This is a genomic window from Aggregatibacter sp. oral taxon 513 (assembly GCF_018128305.1).
GTDB classification, from domain to species: domain Bacteria; phylum Pseudomonadota; class Gammaproteobacteria; order Enterobacterales; family Pasteurellaceae; genus Aggregatibacter; species Aggregatibacter segnis_A.
On record NZ_CP072381.1, the window covers coordinates 62319 to 82631 of the forward strand.

The window sequence follows — 20313 nt, forward strand, 5'->3', positions numbered from 1 at the left end:
AAGGTGCACCTTACCAGAGAAAACAAAATGACAACCCAAAACTTCCTAGTAGAAATCGGCACAGAAGAGCTGCCACCAAAAGCTCTCAAAACATTAGCGACCTCTTTTGCGGATAACGTTGAGGCGGAATTAAACCAAGCGGGTTTAACCTTCGACAAAATTGAATGGTTTGCGGCGCCGCGTCGTTTGGCGGTGAAAGTGTTGAACTTAGCCACACAGCAACCGAGCAAAGAAATCGAAAAACGCGGGCCGGCAGTTTCTGCAGCCTTTGATGCAGAAGGCAAACCAACTAAAGCAGCAGAAGGCTGGGCGCGTGGTTGTGGCATTACTGTGGAGCAGGCAGAACGCATTGCGACCGATAAAGGCGAATGGTTAGTTCACCGTGCGAAAATTGAAGGTCAACCGACTAAAAACTTGCTTAACGGCATTGTGGCAAACGCGTTAGCAAAATTGCCAATTCCAAAACCGATGCGTTGGGCAGACAAAAGCGTGCAGTTTATCCGTCCGGTTCACACCGTGACTATGCTGTTAGGCGATGAGTTAGTCGAAGGTGAAATTTTAGGTGTGGCAAGCGCACGCACCATTCGCGGTCACCGTTTCTTAGGCGAGAAAGAATTTGAAATTCAACATGCAGACCAATATCCACAATTATTACGTGAAAAAGGTTCTGTAGTAGCCGATTTCAACGAGCGTAAAGCAGAAATTTTGGCAAAATCTCAAGCAAAAGCGACCGCACTTGGCGGCGTAGCGGACATTGAAGAAAGCTTGCTTGAGGAAGTGACTTCGTTGGTGGAATATCCAAATGTTTTAGCGGCAAAATTTGAAGAACGCTTCTTAGCGGTGCCTGCGGAAGCCTTGGTTTACACCATGAAAGGCGACCAAAAATATTTCCCGATTTATGATAAAGATGGCAAATTATTACCGCACTTTATTTTTGTATCGAACATCAATCCGGAAGATCCAACGGCGATTATCGAAGGGAACGAAAAAGTGGTTCGCCCACGTTTAACCGATGCGGAATTCTTCTTCAAAACTGACTTAAAACAAAAACTAGTCGATCGTTTACCGCGTTTAGAAACCGTGTTGTTCCAACAACAACTGGGTACATTGAAAGACAAAACTGACCGTATTGAGCAACTGGCAGGCGAAATTGCGAAACAAATTGGTGCAGACGAAGCGAAAGCAAAACGTGCCGGCTTACTGTCAAAATGTGACTTAATGACCAATATGGTGTTTGAATTCACCGATACGCAAGGCGTGATGGGCATGCACTATGCGCGTCATGACGGTGAAGATGAAGAAGTAGCGGTGGCATTAAACGAACAATATATGCCTCGCTTTGCCGGCGATGAATTACCAAAATCACTCGTTGCAAGTGCGGTCGCTTTAGCGGATAAATTTGACACCTTAACGGGTATCTTTGGTATCGGACAAGCGCCTAAAGGCAGCGCAGACCCATTTGCATTACGTCGTGCGGCATTAGGTGCATTGCGTATTATCGTTGAGAAAAACTTGCCACTGGATTTGGAAGATTTAGTGAAAAAATCCACCGCACTTTTCGGTGATAAACTTACGAATCAAAATGTGGTCGCCGATGTGGTGGATTTCATGCTTGGTCGTTTCCGTGCGTGGTATCAAGATGAAGGCATTGCAGTGGATGTGATTCAAGCGGTATTGGCGCGTCGTCCAACCCGTCCGGCGGACTTTGATGCGCGTGTGCGTGCGGTTTCACATTTCCGTACACTTGATTCTGCGGAAGCTTTGGCAGCTGCTAATAAACGTGTGACGAATATTTTGGCGAAAGCGGAAGACGACATTGGCACAATTGATGTGGCGTTATGCGTTGAACCGGCAGAACAAGTGCTTGCGCAAAGCGTGTTAAGTCTGGCGAAAGAGGTTCAGCCATTAATCGCACAAGGCGAATACACCGCGGTGTTGGATAAACTCGCCGGCTTGCGTCAACCGGTGGATAACTTCTTTGACAATGTGATGGTAAATGCGGAGGATGCAAAATTGCGCCAAAACCGTTTAGCCATTTTGAACACGTTGCAAGGGTTATTCTTACAGGTGGCGGATATTTCATTGTTGCAATAAAAGATAAAAGTGCGGTCACAAAATCATGTGTTTTTCCACCGCACTTTCCGTATAAAAAAAGCCGAATAGGATTATTCGGCTTTTTCTTTAGATCTTCTATCAAGAAATTATTTATTCTTTCCTTCCAAATACAACCACTCTGCTACTTGTTTGGCGAAGTAAGTCAAAATACCGTCAGCGCCGGCACGTTTGAAGCAAAGCAAGGATTCCATGATACATTCTTTTTCTTTTAACCAGCCGTTTTGAATGGCGGCCATGTGCATGGCGTATTCACCGGAAACTTGGTAGGCAAAGGTTGGTACGCCGAATTGTTGTTTTACGCGATAGACTAAATCTAAATATGGCATACCCGGTTTCACCATCACCATATCGGCGCCTTCTTCCAAGTCTAATGCCACCTCTTGTAAGCCTTCGTCGCTGTTAGCCGGATCTAATTGATAGGTCTTTTTATCGCTGCCTTTTAAGTTACCGGAAGAGCCCACAGCGTCACGGAACGGGCCGTAATAGTTGGAGGCATATTTAGCGGAGTAAGCCATGATGAGGGTGTTAATAAAGCTTTTTTCTTCCAAAGCGTTGCGGATTCTGCCGATTCGGCCATCCATCATATCGCTTGGTGCGACCACATCTGCGCCGGCTTCTGCGTGGGACAGGGCTTGTTTGATTAATACCTCGGTGGTGATGTCGTTCAGCACATAGCCTTCTTCATCGATAATGCCGTCTTGTCCGTGCACGGTGTAAGGGTCAAGCGCCACATCGGTTAACACGCCAAGTTCCGGATAGGCGGCTTTAAGCGCTTTCACTGCGCGTTGCACCAAGCCGTTCGGGTTATAGGCTTCTTCCGCCATTAAGGATTTTTTCGCCTGTTCTACCACAGGAAATAGCGCAATCACCGGAACGCCGTATTTCACCAATAAATCCGCTTCAATTAACAGTTGGTCGATGGTTAAACGTTCTACGTTTGGCATGGAAGGCACGGCTTCACGATGATTTTCGCCTTCAATAATAAATACGGGATAAATCAGATCATCAACAGTCAGTTTATGTTCCGCCATTAAGCGGCGACTAAAATCCTGTTTACGCATACGGCGTAAACGGCGGGTTGGAAAACCGGTAAAAATTTGTTGTGTCATATTATCTCCCGAATTCAATTAGTGATTAGATGTGTTGTTTTCTTCTTGAGCGGTTTCATTTTCTTCCCGCGGACGGTAGAAACGGGAGAAAAGAATGCCCACTTCAAATAACAAACACATCGGAATGGCAAGCAGAGTTTGTGAGAACACATCCGGCGGAGTTAAAAGCATACCGATAAAGAAGGCACCCACAATAATGTAAGGACGTTTGGCTTTTAAATCTTCCGGCGTGGTGACACCTGTCCAGCACAGCAAAATGATGGCGACAGGCACTTCAAAGCAAATGCCGAAAGCCAAGAATAGGGTAAGAACAAAATCTAAGTAGCTACTGATGTCCGTGGCGATCGAGACGCCTTCCGGTGCTGTTTTCGTTAAAAAGCTAAACACTAATGGAAAGACGATATAATAAGCAAAGGCTACGCCTAGATAAAACAACAGCGTGCTAGAAAATAGCAGTGGATAAATGAGGCGTTTTTCATGCTGATATAATGCCGGTGCCACAAAAGCCCAAATTTGGTAGAGCAAAAATGGCACGGAAATAAAAATAGCGACAACCCCGGTCAGTTTAATCGGCGTGAAAAACGGTGTGGCGATGTTGGTGGCAATCATGCTGGAACCGTTTGGCAAGTTTTCGGTTAACGGTGCCGCCACAAAGTTATAAATTTCATTGGAGAAGTAAACGAGCGCAACAAATATCACCGCAACAAAAATAATGCTGCGTAATAAGCGATTGCGTAGTTCTACTAAGTGAGTGATAAGGGGTTGAGTATCGTCAACGCTGGTCATAAGTTATCCTGATGTGAGGCGGTCCCGCAAAGCACAGTTAACTTTTGTCTGAGGCTTTGTCTGACGTGTCCGATTCCGTGTGAGCCGGTAGCGGGTTGTCCGGATCATATTGATTGATGTAGTAGGCGAGTTTCTCGTCTAATTCAATTTCTTCTTGCTCCGCCTGTTCTGCCGGAGAAAGAGCGGTTATATTTTCCGTTGTTTCTTCTTTTGGTGTTTCTAAAACGACAGTTTCCAATGCGGGCGTTTCTGTGTGTAGCGATTCAGTGAGATTTTCTGCCGCACTTTTATCCGCCTGCACCTGCTTCAATTCATTGATTTGATCTTGAAGTGTTGTGTTGGTCTCATTGGCTTTTTGTTCTAGCTCCGAGCGTAGCTTGTCAGCGGAAGCTTTAAGTTCTTCCACGGTTTTGCCTAATTCCGGCGACAACGCCTTGAGGTTTAAACTTTCCGCTTTTTTGATGCTGTCTTGTAATTCCTGCAATTTCAGCTCTTGTTTTAGTTCGTTTTGGACGTTCGCCGCCAGGCCGCGAATTGTGCGTACCCAACCCATTACGGTACGAATCGCTACCGGTAAACGTTGTGGGCCTAGTACTACTAAGCCCACAATGCAAACTAATACAATCTCGGAAAAACCAATATCAAACACGGATTATGCCTGTTCTTTTTCTTTGTTTTTTTCTTGTTCCGGTTGTGCGCTTTGTTTTTGTTCCACTTTGTCGAAACTTGCATCAGCCGGTTTGGCTTCTTCGTTCATGGCTTTTTTGAAGCCTTTTACTGATTCACCTAAATCAGTACCTAAAGTACGTAATTTTTTCGTACCGAACAGTAACACGATAATTAAGACTAAAATCGCTAATTGCCAAATGCTAATACCGCCCATAAAAACCTCGTCATTCTATAAAAGTAATAAATAAAAAACGTGCAAAACTATACCCGTTTTACGCAGTTTGAACAATAGCTAGGCAGGATTATTTTTGTATTTCTTGATTTAGTTCATATTGGGTTAATGCCTTGGTGGATAAGGCTTAACGTAATAGTTATCAGCATGGATTTATTGTAAAAAATAAATGGAAAAAGCACCGCACTTAACCGAGCAGACTTTTGCCTGTGGTAATTGGAATAAAAGAAAAAGGCGCACATTAAAAATGTACGCCTTAGATGAGGTAGGTTTGCGGTTAAGCTTGCGAACTTGCTTTTAATTTCTCAATCGTTTCTTTATTGAAGAAATAATGCGTGCCACAGCATTCGCATTGCATATCGATGGTGCCTTGGTGTTCAGCAAGGATATGGTCAATTTCTTCTTCCGAAATTAATAACAAGGCAGCGCCTGAACGTTCTTGCGAACAGCCACAGTGGAACGTCACCGATTGTGGCGCGAAGAGTTCAACGGTTTCTTCGTGGTATAAGCGGTACAATAATTCTTCTGCACTTAAACCAAAAATCTCTTCGTCTTTAATGGTGGCGCTTAAGGTGGCTAAATGTTCGAAATCGTCCGGTGAACCTGAACCATCCGGGACAATTTGTAATAACACGCCGGCGGCGACCGGTTTGCCGTCATATTCACCACTGCGGATAATCAGTTGTGTTTGGAGTTGTTCGGAACGGACGAAATAGTCTTCCAAACATTCACTGATGGTCGGTTTGTCCAGTGGTACGATTCCTTGATAGCGTTCGCCTTCTTTCGGTGCAATGGTGATTACTAATACGCCTTTGCCGATCATTTGGTGTAGGCTCATACCGTTATCAATCTCACCTTGTAAACGGGCAAGTGCTCTGATTTGTTGCTGATCATTGCCGTTGACTAACGCCAGTTTTAATGGGCCATCGCCTTGAATTTGCACGGTGATGTCGCCATTAAATTTTAAGGTGGCGGTCAGCAAACTGGTGGCGACCATCATTTCGCCTAATAAATTGCGCACGGCTTGCGGGTAATGATGGGTGTTTAAGGTGTCGTTGAACGTTTGATTTAAGCGTACCCATTCGCCACGCACTGCGCGGTCTTTGAACAAGTAACGATAAAGTTGGTCGTTGTCTTTAGTATAAGTGGTCATCTTTTATTCCTAATTGAATGTTGTTCGCCAAATATAAGGGCGTTTCTCTCGATTACAAGGTGGCGCTTATGCTTGGTTTTGATGTTTGAATTTAAGTAAATCGCGACGTTCTTTTTTGTCCGGGCGGCGATCAGGGTGCGGCATGGACAGCGCGTTCATTTTGCGCGCCATGGCAAGTTTTTCTCGATTGGCAATGCTTTGTTCCGTTTCTCGGTAAAGCAGCTGTGCTTCCGGTGCGCCTCTCCGTTGGGTGGAAAGCGCCAACACAACGATTTCTTTTTCGTCACTGCCTTGGCGTATTTTTAGGGTGGCACCCACTTCTACGATTTTATTCGGTTTGCTACGTTGCCCGTTGTAATGGACTTTGCCTCCGTCAATCATTTCTTTGGCGAGTGTGCGGGTTTTGTAAAAACGCGCTGCCCACAGCCATTTGTCCAAACGTACTGCTTCTTTTTCTTCTATTTGAGAATGTTTTGCCATGTTGCCGCGTCCTTACAGTAAAGTGCGGTAGTTTTTGACGGAGAAATGACGCTCGAAGGATTTGTCCGCCAAGGTACTGTCCGGATTTTCCACGCCGATAGTGTAGGCAATGCCAAATTTTTTAGCGCTATCTAACACTGGTTCTGTGTCGTCAATAAAAAGGGTTCGGCTCGGATCGAATGGCGTGAATTGTTGCAAACGTTGCCACAGGGATTGCTCTACTTTTGGCGCATTAAACTGGTGGCTGGAAAGCAACAGGTCAAAGTGCGGTGCTAAATCGCAGTGTTTTAGTTTTTCTGCCAAACTGAACGGATGGCTGTCGGTGAGCAAAATTAATTTCTTGCGGCGTTCGCGGGCGGCTTGTAAAAACGGATAAACATCCGACCGCACTTTGATGTAATCGCGCTGTTGTTGTAACAATTCGCGCAACGGTAAATCTAAATTCTTCGCCCAAAAATCAATGCAATACCATTGCATACTGAATTCCACCTGTTGATAACGGCGATGGATCAGTTCGCGACTTTGTTCCACAGAAAGCTTGAATTTGTCGGCATACGCCTGCGGCACCACCTTTTTCCAGAAACGGTGATCGAAATACAGATCGATTAGCGTGCCGTCTAAATCCAGAATCACGGTGTCGATTGCTTGCCAGTCAAATTTTTGTTGCGCCATCCCTGTTGTGGTCCCTTTTCTTTGTAAAAATAGTGGGGTATGGTATCGCTATTTCAGTAGTTTGTAAAACAAGGGAAGAAGAGAACAATGTTACAAAAACCAACCATTCTCAATATAAAAACTGTAGCAAAATCAACGATATTTGAAATTCAATCGGTGGACTTGAAATTCGCCAACGGAACGCACCGCACTTATGAACGTTTTCGCCCAGGTAAATATGCCTCGGTGATGGTGGTGGCGATTGATGGCGAGGATATGTTGTTAGTGCGTGAATATGCCATGGGAACAGAGCGCTATGAGTTAGGATTTGTGAAGGGCAGAATGGATGCCGGTGAAACGCCGGAACAAAGTGCCAATCGCGAGTTGCAAGAAGAAATTGGTTTAGGCGCAACATCTTGGGTGCATTTGCGCACGATTAATTCATCCGTTGGCTTCATGAATAATCCTATGCACATTTTATTGGCGCAGAATTTTTATCCGAGCAAGCTGGAAGGTGACGAACCGGAACCGTTACAAGTGGTACGCGTGCCGTTGGCAAACATTAACGAATTGTTGTATGACCCTGAATTCAATGAAGCGAAAAATCTGACCGCACTTTATTTACTTCGGGATTATTTACAACGGAAAGCCTGTGTTAATCCATAAATTGGTATTTATCGGTATTTCCCCGGAGAAATGCCGTAATAGGATTTAAACACTTTAGTAAAGTGGGTGTCTGATTGGTAGCCCACTTCCGAGGCAATCACGCTAATCGGTTTTTGTGTGTTTTTTAGTAACATTCCTGCCATATTCATTCGCATTATAGTGAGAAATTTACCGGGTAAAATGCCCGTTTTTTGTTTAAATGCACGAATAAAATTGGCGCGCGACATGGCGCAACTTTCTGCTAAGCTCTCCATGCTCCAGCTTTCTTTCGGATTGGCTATGATGGCATTCACGGCATTTCTTAAACGCTTGTCCTGTAATGCGCCGAAGATGCCTTGATTGACCTGATGGTGTTGAAGGTAATCTCTGATTAAATAAGTGAAAAGAATGTTGCATAACGCATTGACGACAACTTCATTGCCGAGGTTATCCTCTGTTTCTTTGCGCAGCAATTTCAGTAAGGCCATGATGGAATCGTTATTTCCGGCAAGGTGCCACTGCGGTAGATTAAACAGTAAACTTTGCGCAACGTTTAAATAATGAAAATAACCGCAAAACATTTCAAAATCAGCAGATTCGCTTGAGCTATTGCGATGTAATGTAAAAACACCTTGTGTGGTTTTGGTAATTTGTGTTTCTGTGTCGGTGCCGTGATAAATAACGTGCTCTTCTCCGTAGGGTAGAAAAATGACATCGCCCGGTTTGAGCCGGCAGGTTTGGTCTTTCAGCCGAATTTGGCATTCCCCTCGTGACACAATATGAAATCTGCCAATTAAATTCGGTTCCTGTTTATGATGGATTAGCCAGTCACCTTGAAAACGACAGAGGATATTGATTTCTCCCTCAATGCCTGACTGTCGGACAAGCTGATCTAAATAGTCCATGTTCTACTTTTCTCCTGATTAACAAATGAAGAAGCCTATCACAGAGTGATAAGCTTCGTATCGGTGTTTCAATTAGACGGATGCTTTATATTTTAAGTAGCGATTCGCACATTCGGCAGCGGCAACTAATCCCCCAGCCATCATAATAATATCTTTAATAACCAAACGTCCCGCACCGGATAAATATGGAAAGCCGTAATTTGGTGTAGGCAAATCGCCCCCTAAATTAGGCACCCACGTTTCCGGTGTGAAGATGAGGAACGATAGGGTGACAATGGACATACCGAACGTCAGCAAACCGCCGAGTAGCCCGAAAGTCGGAGACCAGATTCCGGCTAACGTTAATAAGCCGATGGTCACAATGATTGCACCGATAATATAAGACGCAGTGTAAGTCCCGTTAGCTTTGTGCCATTCAATATTTTTCGCCACCATTTTACCTTCGGGATTTTTATAAAGGGTATATTCTTTTACTAATTCGCCTTTATCGTTTTGCACTAAATTAGGTCCGTTTTTATAGAGGAAACTTAAAAATGGACTGTTCGAGACAAAATGGGCAATACCATCTGCTTCATATTGACATACTTTTAACCCACCAATCCATACCATAACGATACAAATGGCGATACGTATAAAGTTAATAAATTGGCGTTGCATCGGGGCAACAATTTTCGCGAGTAATTCAATTAATGCATTCATTTTTTAGCCTCATAGAACTTCATCATTCAATGGATGATACAAAATGTAGTGGTTATTTACCTAAATGGAATAGGCTCGGCGAACTATATAGGATATGAAGAATAAATAACTTGATGAGACTCGCTATTTTTTATAATTGAGACTAAATCAGATGGATTTAAGATTATAGCAATGTTGGGTAGAGGGCAGTTTTACTATTGAATAGGTTATAGGATTATAAATAGTTTAAAAATATGGCTGATATTTAAATAAAATTCAATTTAAGCAAAAATAAATTGAATGAAACTTGATTATTCACCGCTTTTTTGTCAAGGTGGCAACGTTTTTTTATTTAAAAGATAGGTAATGTGTTATGCAATCTACAAACTTAAAAGAGTTGACCTTCCGAGGCATGTTCCTTGGGGCGTTGATTACGGTGTTGTTTACCGCATCTAACGTTTATTTGGGTCTGAAAGTCGGGATGACGTTTGCGTCGTCGATTCCGGCGGCAGTTATTTCCATGGCGGTACTGAAATTCTTCAAGGATTCCAGCATCTTGGAAAACAACATGGTGCAAACCCAAGCGTCTTCTGCGGGTACACTTTCTTCTGTAATTTTCGTGTTGCCGGGCTTGTTGATGATGGGCTACTGGCAAGACTTCCCGTTCTGGCAAACCATGTTGATTTGTGCTGCGGGTGGTACATTGGGCGTGTTGTTCACGATTCCATTACGTCGCGCGATGGTCGTAAACAGCGATTTACCTTATCCGGAAGGCGTTGCAGCGGCAGAAATTTTAAAAGCCGGTAACAATTCTGATGCAGACAGCGGTGTGAAAGATATTGCTTATGGCGGTATTTTTGCCAGCGTCGTGGCTTTCTTAACCAACGGTTTGCGTTTGATGGCAGATGGTGCCAGCGCGTGGTTTACCGGACCAGGCGGCAAAGCCATCTTCCAACTGCCGATGGGCTTTTCTCTAGCCTTATTAGGCGCCGGTTACTTAATCGGTATCGTGGGCGGTATTGCGATTTTGTTGGGTACCTTCTTAGCTTGGGGCTTAGCAGTACCGTTCTTTACCATGTCCGGTGATATGCCAACTGATGGAACTATCGTGAGTTATGCCATGAGCATGTGGAAAACGAAAGTACGTTTTATCGGTGTGGGAACAATCGGGATTGCGGCTATTTGGACGTTATTGATTCTGATGAAACCAATGGTGCAAGGTATGGTGCATTCTTTCCGTATGTTGAAAGGCACACAAGGTGCGTCTGAACATCGTATTGATATCGACCTTTCACCAAAAACCATGATTTACATTTTAATTGCCGCTGTGGCGTTAATCGTGGTTTCCTTACATCACTTTATCGCTGCCGCACCGATTTCTCCGGAATTGGCATTATTGTTAGTGGTCGTTTGTACTTTCTTGGCAGTATTTATCGGTTTCTTCGTGGCGGCAGCCTCCGGTTACATGGCGGGGCTTGTGGGTTCTTCCTCTAGTCCAATTTCCGGTATCGGGATCATTTCCGTGATCGTGATTTCTTTAGTATTGTTTTCTATCGGCAATGCTTCCGGTTTATTTGAAACGGCGGATGGACAGAAATTCTTGACCGCACTTACCTTGTTTACCGCGTCTATCGTGTTAACGACAGCGACCATTTCTAACGATAACCTACAAGATTTAAAAACCGGTTTATTAGTCGAAGCGACGCCTTGGCGTCAACAGGTGGCGTTAATTATCGGTTGTTTCGTGGGTGCATTAGTGATTGCGCCGGTATTGGAAATCCTTTACCACGCTTACGGTTTCACCGGCGCGTTACCGCGTGCGGATATGGACCCTTCACAAGCGTTATCTGCACCGCAAGCAACGTTAATGACTACCATTTCACAAGGGATTTTCTCTAATAAATTAGAGTGGACTTACATCTTAACCGGTGTAGGTCTAGGTGCGGTGTTAATTATTATTGACAGTTTCTTGAAAAAAATGAGCAACAAAGCCTTTGCTTTACCGGTATTGGCTGTGGGGATTGGTATCTACTTACCACCTTCTATTAATATGCCGGTTGTCACCGGGGCATTCTTGGCGTGGTTAATTAATCGCCATATCACCAAATATGCAGCGCGTAGCAGCGACAAAGACGTGAACAAACGAGCAGAGCGTTTTGGTACCTTGTTCGCCGCGGGCTTGATTGTAGGCGAAAGCTTAATGGGCGTTGTATTAGCCTTTATTATTGCCGCCTCCGTTACCTCCGGTGGTTCTGAAGCGCCATTGGCCTTGAATTTGGAAAACTGGGGTACGATTGGTGAAGTACTTGGTTTAGCCGTATTTATTGCCGGTGTGACCATTTTCACCTTGCGTGTATTACGTGCAAAAAAATCTGCGTAATCGCTAAAATTCCTCTACAATAGGCTGTCTTTTGATAGCCTATTTTTTTACTCAGGAATTCTTATGCCGTCTAAATTTCCATACCTAAAAGCACTCGTTTTATTTCCTTTGCTTGCTCAAATTATTGGCACGCTCGTGAGCATTTACGTTGATGACAACACAGATGAATTATTCACCACAGCGGATGTCGTGCTATTTAGTTTGTTAGCCACATTTATCGTGGCAACCGTGCCGGCGCTGTTGATTGCGTTATGGGTAAAGATTTATCGCTATACGCGTTATAACGTGGTGGCGATCGTGTTAATTTCTCTGACTATTGCCTTTTGTTATGGGAACATCGCGAGTTTTATTTATATGACGCTAACCCAACCTGCTATGACCTTTGGCGTGTGGTTGCATGGCGGCGGCATTGATATGGCATTTTTGCTCAGCTTTGGTATGGCACTGTATTCGGTTCTCGTGTTGCCTTTGTTGTTGCCGAAAACGAGATAAATTGCGACTTGGATTGAGAACATAGGAGGGAAGACTATGCCAATTCTCACAACGCATTTATTACAGGATGTGATTCATATCGCCCAGCAAGCGGGCGAACATTTACGTCGTTTTTATCAACATTCGGTGTCTGTTCAAATCAAAGCAGACAACACACCGGTGACGGAAGCGGATTTGTTTGTCAGTCAATTTTTAACGGAAAAACTGACCGCACTTACACCGCATCTTCCTATTTTGTCAGAAGAAAATTGCAACATTCCCCTTGCGGAGCGGCAGGCGTGGGAGTCTTATTGGTTAATTGACCCTCTTGATGGCACGCAACAATTTATTAATCGCACCGATCAATTTTCCGTGCTCATTAGCTTAGTGAAAAATCATCAACCGGTGTTGGGCGTGATTCATGCGCCGATATTGGGCTATACCTATTACGCTATGAAAGGATTTGGCGCCTATAAGCTGCAAGAGGGAAAACCCTGTAAATTGCCATTCCGTGACATTGCGTTAGACCGACCTTTGCGCATTGCCGTCGGTTCCGCAACAACGGCGGAAAAAGTGCGGTCGATTTTAAGCCCGAATTTTGATTATGCATTTCACATCTGCGGTTCCAGTAGCTTAAAAAGCATGTTGGTCGCCGATGGTGTATGCGATTGCTATATTCGCTTAGGTCGCACCGGTGAGTGGGATACGGCCGTCGCAGAGATTTTGCTGGCGGAAATGGGCGGAGTGGTTTTTGACTTAAATTATCAACCGCTGACCTACAATCAACGAGAATCTTTCGTTAATCCAAACTTTTTGATGGGGGCGACGAGAGATTTTCCATGGGATAATATCTTTCGCTCCGATTTATCAGAGTGATTAGAAATGCCGGATGATTTTCCTTATCATACGACGCATTTATTAAATCGTAACATTAATGTGGTAACCAAATGAAAACAGAAAACTGTTGTATCGTTATCTTCGGCGCATCCGGAGATTTGACCTATCGTAAACTTATTCCGGCGTTGTATGACCTTTATAAAATTGATCGGTTGGGCGATGATTTCTCCGTTTTGGGTGTGGCGCGTACTGAATTAAATGACGATTCTTTCCGTGAAAAAATGCGTCAAACGCTAATTGAACACGAAGGCGCGGAAGGCGAATGTTTAGAACAATTTTGTCGCCACTTATATTACCAAGCCGTTAACACCTCAGACAAAGCGGATTATGCCAAATTGATTCCGCGCTTGGATGCCTTGCATGAAAACTATAAAACCAACGGCAACACCTTATATTATTTATCCACCCCACCAAGTTTATACGGCGTGATTCCGGAATGTTTAGCCGAACATGGTTTAAACAAAGAAGAGAATGGTTGGAAACGTCTCATTGTGGAAAAACCGTTTGGTTATGATCGCAAAACGGCGGAAGCGTTGGACGTTCAAATTCACCGCTTCTTTGAGGAACACCAAATTTATCGTATCGACCATTATCTTGGTAAAGAAACCGTACAAAACCTGCTTGTGTTGCGTTTTTCTAATGGTTGGTTTGAGCCGCTTTGGAACCGCAATTTTATTGAGTATGTGGAAATTACCGGTGCCGAATCCATTGGCGTAGAAGACCGTGGTGGCTATTACGACGGTTCCGGTGCAATGCGCGATATGTTCCAAAACCATTTACTGCAAGTGTTGGCGATGGTGGCAATGGAGCCACCGGCGATTATCAATGCGGACTCCATGCGTGATGAAGTGGCGAAAGTGTTGCACTGCTTACGTCCTTTAACCCATGAAGACATGGAGCATCATTTGGTGCTCGGACAATACACGGCTGCAGAAATTAACGGCAAAATGGCGAAAGGCTATTTGGAAGAAAAAGGCGTGCCGGCAGACTCCCGTACGGAAACCTACATGGCATTGCGTTGTGAAATTGAAAACTGGCGTTGGGCAGGCGTGCCGTTTTATGTGCGTACCGGCAAACGTTTACCGGCACGCGTCACTGAAATCGTGATTCATTTCAAAACCACACCGCACCCGGTGTTCAGTCAAAATGCACCGGAAAATAAATTGATTATCCGTATTCAGCCGGATGAAGCTATTTCCATGCGTTTCGGCTTGAAAAAACCGGGCGCAGGCTTTGAAGCAAAAGAAGTTTCCATGGATTTCCGCTATGCGGATTTAGCGGGTGCCACGGTGATGACTGCATACGAGCGTTTATTGCTTGATGCCATGAAAGGCGATGCGACCTTATTTGCCCGTACTGATGCCGTACACGCCGCTTGGAAATTCGTGCAACCGATTTTGGATTACAAAGCTCAAGGCGGTCGCGTGTATGACTACGAAGCCGGCAGTTGGGGCCCGATAGCCGCCGATAAACTGATTGCCAAAGAAGGCAAAGTATGGCGCAAACCGAGTGGTTTGATGAAGAAAAAAGTTTAATTTAGTCACTCTACGGAAAAATAATGAACTATATTACTTTCCCTACTGCTCAACACGCGGTGGAAAAAATCGCCCTAGAATTTGTGATTTATAGTCAAGTAAATCACCCGGTGCACATTTCCTTGTCCGGCGGTTCTACACCAAAATTATTGTTTAAAACCTTGGCACAAGCGCCTTATGCAGATGCCGTTAACTGGAAAAACCTTCATTTCTGGTGGGGCGATGATCGTATGGTGCCGCCATCTGATTCGGAAAGTAATTACGGCGAAGTACAAAAACTGTTGTTCGACTACATCAATATTCCGGCAGAAAACATTCACCGAATTCGTGGCGAAAACGAACCGCACTTAGAGCTTAAACGCTTTCAAGAAGAATTAAGTGCGGTCATTCCTGACGGCGTTTTTGATTGGATTATCCTCGGCATGGGCGCAGACGGGCACACGGCTTCTTTGTTCCCGAATCAAGCCAATTTTGCGGATGAAAACCTCGCAGTGATCGCTAAACATCCGGAAAGCGGACAGCTCCGCATTTCCAAAACCGCCAAATTAATTGAACAAGCGAAACGTATTACTTATTTGGTGACAGGCGAAGGCAAAGCGGAAATCCTCAAAGAAATTCAAACCACACCAGCGGAAAATCTGCCTTACCCAGCAGCTAAAATTCAGGCGAAAAACGGCGTGACGGAGTGGTATTTGGATAAAGCGGCGGCGAAGTTGCTATAGCGGATTGCGATTAGGCATAGTAGGCTTAAAGACATGATCGAATACAAAACCAATTTTCCTATTTCAGTAGAACAATTTATTGAGCTACTCAATAAAAGTACCTTAGGCGCACGCCGTCCGTTAGAGGATGAAAAACGTGTGGCGGCGATGTTACATCATGCCGATTTATTGGTGACAGCTTGGGATGGTGAGTTATTGGTGGGTGTCGCCCGTTCGGTGACGGATTTTGCCTATTGTTGTTATTTGTCTGATTTGGCGGTGGACGAACAATATCAAAAACAAGGTATTGGTTTACAGTTAATCGAACACACTAAACAAGCCTTACATCCACAAGCCAAAATCGTGCTGTTATCCGCCCCGCAAGCGGTGGATTACTATCCGCATATTGGATTTACACAGCACATGAGTGCATGGACGAAGAGTTAATTTATTAGAATGATATGGAGACAAAAATGAAAAAGCTGTTTGTACTACTTACTTCAACTTTGTTATTTGCTTGTTCATCTGGTCCATCTTTAGATCAGTTAGCGGCACAAATGCCAAAAGATAATCGCTCAGTAATGCTTCAAGTTCCAGAAGCAGGAAACCCAGTTTCAAATGGAATGCTTGTAGCAACGATTAGAACCGCAGGTGGTACTTCAGGAAAACGACTCGTATCTCTTTTAGCTACAGATAATTTACACATCGGAATTGCAGGGAACAGTCAATCTGTGAATAAAGCAGTTGCTATGTATGGACTAAATAATGCAGAAAAGGTCGGCAAGGATGTATCTTTATACCTTGTTGGAGATAGTCAAAGCGATAAAGCAGATCTAGAAAAAGCCGCAAAAGCGAAAAATGTAGAAATGCATTACATTATGCAAAAATAAGATATAGATACATTAGATGCGGAGTGACTTTAATGTTGAATTTAGATAATAAAAAATTTGTTGCTGTTGAAAACACCGCAAATGGTGAAGTGAGTAGCCAAACAGAATTTTATTATCATCAACAAGGTAAAATGATTTGGGCTGAATATGGTGGTGGTGAAATTTTAAAAGGTTTTTTAATTGGGAAATGGATTAACGATACTCAAATTGAATTTACGTATCAACATTTAAATCAATCTCTAGAAAATCGTCTGGGTCGTTGTTGTACAACATTTTCTTTAGAAGAAAGTAAACTCGTCGGTCATGAAAAATGGCAGTGGCTAGACACGTTAGAGCAAGGCAGCTCTTTAATTAGAGAAATTTAAAAGAAGTTTTGCTATAGAATATCTGAAACAAGCTTCTTATACTTTACAATAAATACTAAATGATAGGTGCATCTGTACCTCACAAACAGGAGAAAACAATGTCAGTAAAAGGCGACATCGGTGTTATCGGCTTAGCCGTAATGGGGCAGAACCTCATTTTAAATATGAACGACCACGGATTTAAAGTGGTGGCGTATAACCGTACCACATCCAAAGTGGATGAATTTTTACAAGGTGCGGCAAAAGGCACGAACATTATCGGTGCTTATTCTTTGGAAGATTTGGCCGCTAAATTAGAAAAACCGCGCAAAGTGATGTTAATGGTGCGTGCGGGTGAGGTGGTGGATCAATTTATTGATGCATTGCTACCGCACTTAGAAGAAGGCGACATCATTATTGATGGTGGTAACTCAAACTATCCGGACACCAACCGTCGTGTGGCGGCGTTGCGTGAAAAAGGCATTCGCTTTATCGGCACCGGCGTTTCCGGCGGTGAAGAGGGCGCGCGCCACGGACCATCTATTATGCCGGGTGGTAACGAAGAAGCATGGCCATTCGTGAAACCGGTATTACAAGCGATTTCAGCCAAAACCGACAAAGGAGAAGCGTGCTGTGACTGGGTGGGCAAAGATGGCGCAGGCCATTTCGTGAAAATGGTGCATAACGGTATTGAATACGGCGATATGCAATTAATTTGCGAAGCCTATCAGTTCTTAAAAGAGGGCGTGGGCTTGTCTGATGATGAATTGGAAGCCACTTTCAACGCATGGCGCAACACCGAATTAGACAGCTACTTAATCGACATCACCGCCGATATCCTTGGCTATAAAGATGAAGACGGTAACCGCTTAGTAGATAAAATTTTAGACACCGCAGGGCAAAAAGGCACCGGTAAATGGACGGGGATCAATGCCCTTGATTTCGGTATTCCGTTGACCTTAATTACTGAATCCGTGTTTGCACGTTGCGTATCTGCTTTTAAAGATCAACGCATTGCCGCAAGCCAATTATTCGGCAAAACCGTAGGCAAAGTGGAAGGCGATAAAAAAGAATGGATTGAAGCGGTGCGCAAAGCGCTATTAGCGTCAAAAATCATTTCTTACGCACAAGGCTTTATGTTGATTCGTGAAGCGTCTGAAAACTTCAACTGGAACATCAACTACGGCAACACTGCCTTGTTATGGCGCGAAGGTTGTATTATTCGCAGCCGTTTCTTAGGCAACATTCGTGATGCGTATGAAGCGAACCCAGATTTAATCTTCTTAGGTTCCGACAGCTACTTCAAAGGCATTTTAGAAAATGCCATGGGCGAATGGCGCAAAGTGGTAGCAAAATCTATCGAAGTGGGCATTCCAATGCCATGTATGGCGTCTGCGATTACCTTCTTAGACGGCTACACCTCAGCCCGCTTGCCGGCAAATCTGTTGCAAGCGCAGCGTGACTACTTCGGCGCGCACACTTACGAACGCACCGATAAACCACGCGGCGAATTCTTCCACACCAACTGGACGGGGCGCGGCGGCAATACCGCATCCACCACGTATGATGTGTAATTTGTAAAACACGCTGTAAATGGACCGCACTTTAAATGAGAGTGCGGTCATTTTTTTGAATGTTTTGGAGATCGTATGTTATCGAAAGCCCGTTTAGAGCAAATCACAAAAATGGAAGGCATTCTGAACGAAGCCAATGATTTTTTAGCGGAAGCTGAAGCATTTTTGGAAAAATGGCAGACGTTTCTGCCGAAAATGGAAACGTTGGAACGCTATTATTTTGACGGTGACTGGCGTGAGGATTATGCCGCCTATGAACAAGGCGAAATTCCACCTGATTTGCCTTGCGGTGTATTGGGCGAAGATCCGGTGTTTAATGCGAGCGTTATGCAGCGCGAATTGGCAGTGCAATGGCTGAAATTAATCAGTCGGATTTTAGATAATAAATAAGTCGTACCAGATCATAAAAATGCAAATTATTCTCAAGTAGATCTATTTTTCTCCTCATTTTTTATTTTTATAATCTAGTACTATTCAACCTATGGGGTTTATCCTGGCCTAGAGCGTTATTACCAACCGGGTAGAAACTTCGCCGCCTCCGTTGAAATTCGCTTCTAACCCAAGCTGAAATTCATTATAAAAACAGACCGCACTTTGAGCATTTCAAAGTGCGGTCTATTTTTTATGTGTTTTTAAAAATTAATAGCTTGAGTTAATTAATACTTCTTCACCATATCCACCAAGGGTTGGCATTGGTTGGTAAGTGGAGTTAGCAGCGCGCATGAGGCGGATGCCACGAACGCCGGCTTCTTTGGCGGCAAGAATATCGTCGTCACTGTCGCCGTAGTGAATAGTAACTTTGTGTTCGATAATGCCAGGGGTTTTGTTGTATTTGGTGGTAAGCTCACGTCCGCCCATGAATTCAACCGGGTGCATGTCTTTAATATTGAAGGCTTTTTGTAATACTGGGGTAACGCCATCTTTATCGCCGGCAGTGCGTCCAGTGATGAAATAAATTTGGTCGCCACGGGCTTGGTGCATATTAATTAAATCTATGGCAATTTGTTTTGGAATGGAATATTGGTCACAACCGGCATTCACTTCATTCCAGAAATCTTGGTTTTTTAAGTAATCATGCTTACCCGGAGAATATTTTTGTTGCCCATGGTAAAAACAAGGACTACTGAATAGCACGGTATCGTCAATATCAAAACTTACATTGATCGGTGCTTTACCTTCCAATTCTTTTTTCAGTTGCTCAACGGAAATCCAGTGGATTGGTTGTTCCACGAGCATTTCACGGGCATTGGTACCTTGATTGGTGTAAGGTTCGGTTTTGGCCGCCATGGCGGGAATTGCTGCCGCGGTTAAAAGGGCGACAAGAGAAAGTTTAACAAGATTTTTCATTGTGACTCCTGATGAGATTGTGAATATACCGGCGGCAATCCTACCTTTTTTGTTCTATTACGCAATTTCAAGCAATCGTTTGCTATACAAAATTCTGACCGTGATCACATTTTTATTATGTGATTGGTGAATAAATGACCAATATTATTTTCCCCCTTGAATTCCCCCTAAATTACCTCAATATAACCTCCACATTTTCCATTTTTAAAGGATAGCATTATGACTACGATTGTAAGTGTACGTCGCAACGGCAAAGTAGTTGTCGGCGGTGACGGACAGGTTTCCCTTGGCAATACGGTGATGAAAGGTAACGCGCGCAAAGTGCGTCGTTTGTATAACGGCAAAGTGTTGGCAGGTTTTGCGGGCGGCACGGCAGATGCCTTTACATTATTTGAGCTTTTTGAACGTAAATTAGAAATGCACCAAGGGCATTTACTGAAAAGTGCGGTGGAATTGGCGAAAGATTGGCGCACCGACCGTGCGTTGCGTAAATTGGAAGCGATGCTAATTGTGGCGGATGAAAAAGAAAGCCTGATCATTACCGGTATCGGCGATGTAGTACAACCGGAAGAAGATCAGATTCTTGCTATCGGTTCCGGTGGCAACTACGCTTTATCTGCCGCCCGTGCGTTGGTGGAAAACACGGAATTATCGGCGCGTGAAATTGTAGAAAAATCTCTCAAAATTGCCGGTGAAATTTGTGTGTTTACCAATACCAATTTCACTATTGAAGAATTGCCGAATTAAAAAT

The 20313-nt window shown here is 44.0% G+C and carries 23 protein-coding genes; 13 read left to right on the forward strand and 10 right to left on the reverse strand.

The genetic code is table 11. From position 1 onward, the window contains the following. The first annotated feature begins 27 nt into the window (after window positions 1–27). Complete coding sequence (glyS, locus tag J5A60_RS00310) at window positions 28–2094, forward strand: glycine--tRNA ligase subunit beta (RefSeq protein WP_212510203.1); 2067 nt, start codon at window positions 28–30, stop codon at window positions 2092–2094. 107 nt (window positions 2095–2201) lie between these two features. On the opposite strand, the gene hemB is transcribed toward glyS, so the two are convergent. From hemB to yrfG, 7 genes are all read right to left on the reverse strand, one after another. After that, a complete protein-coding gene (gene hemB, locus J5A60_RS00315; RefSeq protein ID WP_212510204.1) occupies window positions 2202–3224 on the reverse strand; it encodes a porphobilinogen synthase in 1023 nt (340 codons plus the stop codon). An 18-nt stretch (window positions 3225–3242) separates the two neighbouring features. Beyond that, complete coding sequence (gene tatC / locus J5A60_RS00320; protein WP_212510205.1) at window positions 3243–4010, reverse strand: Sec-independent protein translocase subunit TatC; 768 nt, start codon at window positions 4008–4010, stop codon at window positions 3243–3245. A 37-nt stretch (window positions 4011–4047) separates the two neighbouring features. Continuing rightward, complete coding sequence (gene tatB, locus J5A60_RS00325; protein ID WP_212510206.1) at window positions 4048–4659, reverse strand: Sec-independent protein translocase protein TatB; 612 nt, start codon at window positions 4657–4659, stop codon at window positions 4048–4050. A 3-nt stretch (window positions 4660–4662) separates the two neighbouring features. Beyond that, entirely contained in the window at window positions 4663–4893 is a 231-nt protein-coding gene (gene tatA / locus J5A60_RS00330; protein ID WP_005715595.1) for a Sec-independent protein translocase subunit TatA, read from the reverse strand. Between the two features lie 295 nt (window positions 4894–5188). Then, window positions 5189–6064 (reverse strand): Hsp33 family molecular chaperone HslO, encoded by an 876-nt coding sequence (gene hslO / locus J5A60_RS00335; protein WP_212510207.1) that lies wholly within the window; start codon window positions 6062–6064, stop codon window positions 5189–5191. A 66-nt stretch (window positions 6065–6130) separates the two neighbouring features. Further along, on the reverse strand, window positions 6131–6544 hold the full coding sequence (hslR, locus tag J5A60_RS00340; protein ID WP_212510208.1) for a ribosome-associated heat shock protein Hsp15: 414 nt from the start codon (window positions 6542–6544) through the stop codon (window positions 6131–6133). A gap of 12 nt (window positions 6545–6556) precedes the next feature. Further along, window positions 6557–7216, reverse strand: coding sequence for a GMP/IMP nucleotidase (yrfG, locus tag J5A60_RS00345; RefSeq protein WP_109859940.1), 660 nt, complete (start codon window positions 7214–7216; stop codon window positions 6557–6559). An 87-nt stretch (window positions 7217–7303) separates the two neighbouring features. On the opposite strand from yrfG, the gene nudE reads away from it, so the two are divergent. Then, the gene (gene nudE / locus J5A60_RS00350) at window positions 7304–7861 is read left to right on the forward strand and encodes an ADP compounds hydrolase NudE (RefSeq protein WP_212510209.1); all 558 of its coding nucleotides are present in this window, start codon (window positions 7304–7306) and stop codon (window positions 7859–7861) included. Between the two features lie 8 nt (window positions 7862–7869). Here nudE and J5A60_RS00355 read toward each other — a convergent pair whose 3' ends face one another. Together J5A60_RS00355 and J5A60_RS00360 are read right to left on the reverse strand one after the other, a co-directional pair. Further along, window positions 7870–8745 carry an AraC family transcriptional regulator gene (locus tag J5A60_RS00355; protein ID WP_212510210.1) on the reverse strand — a complete coding sequence of 292 codons (876 nt, stop codon included), beginning with the start codon at window positions 8743–8745 and terminating at the stop codon, window positions 7870–7872. Between the two features lie 72 nt (window positions 8746–8817). Beyond that, on the reverse strand, window positions 8818–9444 hold the full coding sequence (locus J5A60_RS00360) for a YkgB family protein (protein WP_005715604.1): 627 nt from the start codon (window positions 9442–9444) through the stop codon (window positions 8818–8820). 352 nt (window positions 9445–9796) lie between these two features. Here J5A60_RS00360 and J5A60_RS00365 point away from each other — a divergent pair, with 352 nt between their 5' ends. The 10 genes from J5A60_RS00365 (at window position 9797) to J5A60_RS00410 (ending at window position 18605) form a co-directional block, all read left to right on the forward strand. Next, complete coding sequence (locus tag J5A60_RS00365) at window positions 9797–11803, forward strand: OPT family oligopeptide transporter (protein WP_212510211.1); 2007 nt, start codon at window positions 9797–9799, stop codon at window positions 11801–11803. Window positions 11804–11866: 63 nt separating this feature from the next. After that, window positions 11867–12295 (forward strand): hypothetical protein, encoded by a 429-nt coding sequence (locus J5A60_RS00370; protein ID WP_212510212.1) that lies wholly within the window; start codon window positions 11867–11869, stop codon window positions 12293–12295. Between the two features lie 36 nt (window positions 12296–12331). After that, complete coding sequence (gene cysQ, locus J5A60_RS00375) at window positions 12332–13150, forward strand: 3'(2'),5'-bisphosphate nucleotidase CysQ (protein ID WP_212510213.1); 819 nt, start codon at window positions 12332–12334, stop codon at window positions 13148–13150. Between the two features lie 71 nt (window positions 13151–13221). Next, window positions 13222–14706 carry a glucose-6-phosphate dehydrogenase gene (gene zwf, locus J5A60_RS00380; protein ID WP_212510214.1) on the forward strand — a complete coding sequence of 495 codons (1485 nt, stop codon included), beginning with the start codon at window positions 13222–13224 and terminating at the stop codon, window positions 14704–14706. A gap of 23 nt (window positions 14707–14729) precedes the next feature. Beyond that, a complete protein-coding gene (pgl, locus tag J5A60_RS00385; RefSeq protein ID WP_212510215.1) occupies window positions 14730–15428 on the forward strand; it encodes a 6-phosphogluconolactonase in 699 nt (232 codons plus the stop codon). Between the two features lie 33 nt (window positions 15429–15461). After that, window positions 15462–15854, forward strand: a complete 393-nt coding sequence (locus J5A60_RS00390; protein ID WP_212510216.1) for a GNAT family N-acetyltransferase — start codon at window positions 15462–15464, stop codon at window positions 15852–15854. Window positions 15855–15880: 26 nt separating this feature from the next. Beyond that, a complete protein-coding gene (locus J5A60_RS00395; protein ID WP_032822542.1) occupies window positions 15881–16297 on the forward strand; it encodes a hypothetical protein in 417 nt (138 codons plus the stop codon). Between the two features lie 32 nt (window positions 16298–16329). Further along, the gene (locus tag J5A60_RS00400; protein ID WP_005715611.1) at window positions 16330–16662 is read left to right on the forward strand and encodes a hypothetical protein; all 333 of its coding nucleotides are present in this window, start codon (window positions 16330–16332) and stop codon (window positions 16660–16662) included. A gap of 98 nt (window positions 16663–16760) precedes the next feature. Continuing rightward, window positions 16761–18215: a decarboxylating NADP(+)-dependent phosphogluconate dehydrogenase gene (gnd, locus tag J5A60_RS00405; RefSeq protein WP_212510217.1), complete on the forward strand. Its 1455-nt coding sequence runs from the start codon at window positions 16761–16763 to the stop codon at window positions 18213–18215. 75 nt (window positions 18216–18290) lie between these two features. Then, entirely contained in the window at window positions 18291–18605 is a 315-nt protein-coding gene (locus J5A60_RS00410; RefSeq protein ID WP_212510218.1) for a DUF4298 domain-containing protein, read from the forward strand. Window positions 18606–18854: 249 nt separating this feature from the next. Here J5A60_RS00410 and aphA read toward each other — a convergent pair whose 3' ends face one another. Continuing rightward, window positions 18855–19562 (reverse strand): acid phosphatase AphA, encoded by a 708-nt coding sequence (gene aphA, locus J5A60_RS00415; protein ID WP_005715621.1) that lies wholly within the window; start codon window positions 19560–19562, stop codon window positions 18855–18857. Window positions 19563–19781: 219 nt separating this feature from the next. Here aphA and hslV point away from each other — a divergent pair, with 219 nt between their 5' ends. Next, the gene (gene hslV, locus J5A60_RS00420) at window positions 19782–20309 is read left to right on the forward strand and encodes an ATP-dependent protease subunit HslV (RefSeq protein WP_005704683.1); all 528 of its coding nucleotides are present in this window, start codon (window positions 19782–19784) and stop codon (window positions 20307–20309) included. Window positions 20310–20313: the final 4 nt, after the last annotated feature.

Excerpts from the sequence above, each read along its gene's own strand:
- J5A60_RS00360 (WP_005715604.1), bottom strand. The coding sequence starts at position 9,444 with ATGAATGCATTAATTGAATTACTCGCGAAAATTGTTGCCCCGATGCAA.
- yrfG (WP_109859940.1), bottom strand. The coding sequence starts at position 7,216 with ATGGCGCAACAAAAATTTGACTGGCAAGCAATCGACACCGTGATTCTG.
- J5A60_RS00390 (WP_212510216.1), top strand. The coding sequence starts at position 15,462 with ATGATCGAATACAAAACCAATTTTCCTATTTCAGTAGAACAATTTATT.
- glyS (WP_212510203.1), top strand. The coding sequence starts at position 28 with ATGACAACCCAAAACTTCCTAGTAGAAATCGGCACAGAAGAGCTGCCA.
- J5A60_RS00365 (WP_212510211.1), top strand. The coding sequence starts at position 9,797 with ATGCAATCTACAAACTTAAAAGAGTTGACCTTCCGAGGCATGTTCCTT.
- cysQ (WP_212510213.1), top strand. The coding sequence starts at position 12,332 with ATGCCAATTCTCACAACGCATTTATTACAGGATGTGATTCATATCGCC.
- J5A60_RS00355 (WP_212510210.1), bottom strand. The coding sequence starts at position 8,745 with ATGGACTATTTAGATCAGCTTGTCCGACAGTCAGGCATTGAGGGAGAA.
- J5A60_RS00395 (WP_032822542.1), top strand. The coding sequence starts at position 15,881 with ATGAAAAAGCTGTTTGTACTACTTACTTCAACTTTGTTATTTGCTTGT.
- J5A60_RS00410 (WP_212510218.1), top strand. The coding sequence starts at position 18,291 with ATGTTATCGAAAGCCCGTTTAGAGCAAATCACAAAAATGGAAGGCATT.
- gnd (WP_212510217.1), top strand. The coding sequence starts at position 16,761 with ATGTCAGTAAAAGGCGACATCGGTGTTATCGGCTTAGCCGTAATGGGG.
- hslO (WP_212510207.1), bottom strand. The coding sequence starts at position 6,064 with ATGACCACTTATACTAAAGACAACGACCAACTTTATCGTTACTTGTTC.
- J5A60_RS00370 (WP_212510212.1), top strand. The coding sequence starts at position 11,867 with ATGCCGTCTAAATTTCCATACCTAAAAGCACTCGTTTTATTTCCTTTG.
- hslV (WP_005704683.1), top strand. The coding sequence starts at position 19,782 with ATGACTACGATTGTAAGTGTACGTCGCAACGGCAAAGTAGTTGTCGGC.
- hemB (WP_212510204.1), bottom strand. The coding sequence starts at position 3,224 with ATGACACAACAAATTTTTACCGGTTTTCCAACCCGCCGTTTACGCCGT.
- nudE (WP_212510209.1), top strand. The coding sequence starts at position 7,304 with ATGTTACAAAAACCAACCATTCTCAATATAAAAACTGTAGCAAAATCA.
- aphA (WP_005715621.1), bottom strand. The coding sequence starts at position 19,562 with ATGAAAAATCTTGTTAAACTTTCTCTTGTCGCCCTTTTAACCGCGGCA.
- zwf (WP_212510214.1), top strand. The coding sequence starts at position 13,222 with ATGAAAACAGAAAACTGTTGTATCGTTATCTTCGGCGCATCCGGAGAT.
- tatC (WP_212510205.1), bottom strand. The coding sequence starts at position 4,010 with ATGACCAGCGTTGACGATACTCAACCCCTTATCACTCACTTAGTAGAA.
- J5A60_RS00400 (WP_005715611.1), top strand. The coding sequence starts at position 16,330 with ATGTTGAATTTAGATAATAAAAAATTTGTTGCTGTTGAAAACACCGCA.
- pgl (WP_212510215.1), top strand. The coding sequence starts at position 14,730 with ATGAACTATATTACTTTCCCTACTGCTCAACACGCGGTGGAAAAAATC.
- tatA (WP_005715595.1), bottom strand. The coding sequence starts at position 4,893 with ATGGGCGGTATTAGCATTTGGCAATTAGCGATTTTAGTCTTAATTATC.
- hslR (WP_212510208.1), bottom strand. The coding sequence starts at position 6,544 with ATGGCAAAACATTCTCAAATAGAAGAAAAAGAAGCAGTACGTTTGGAC.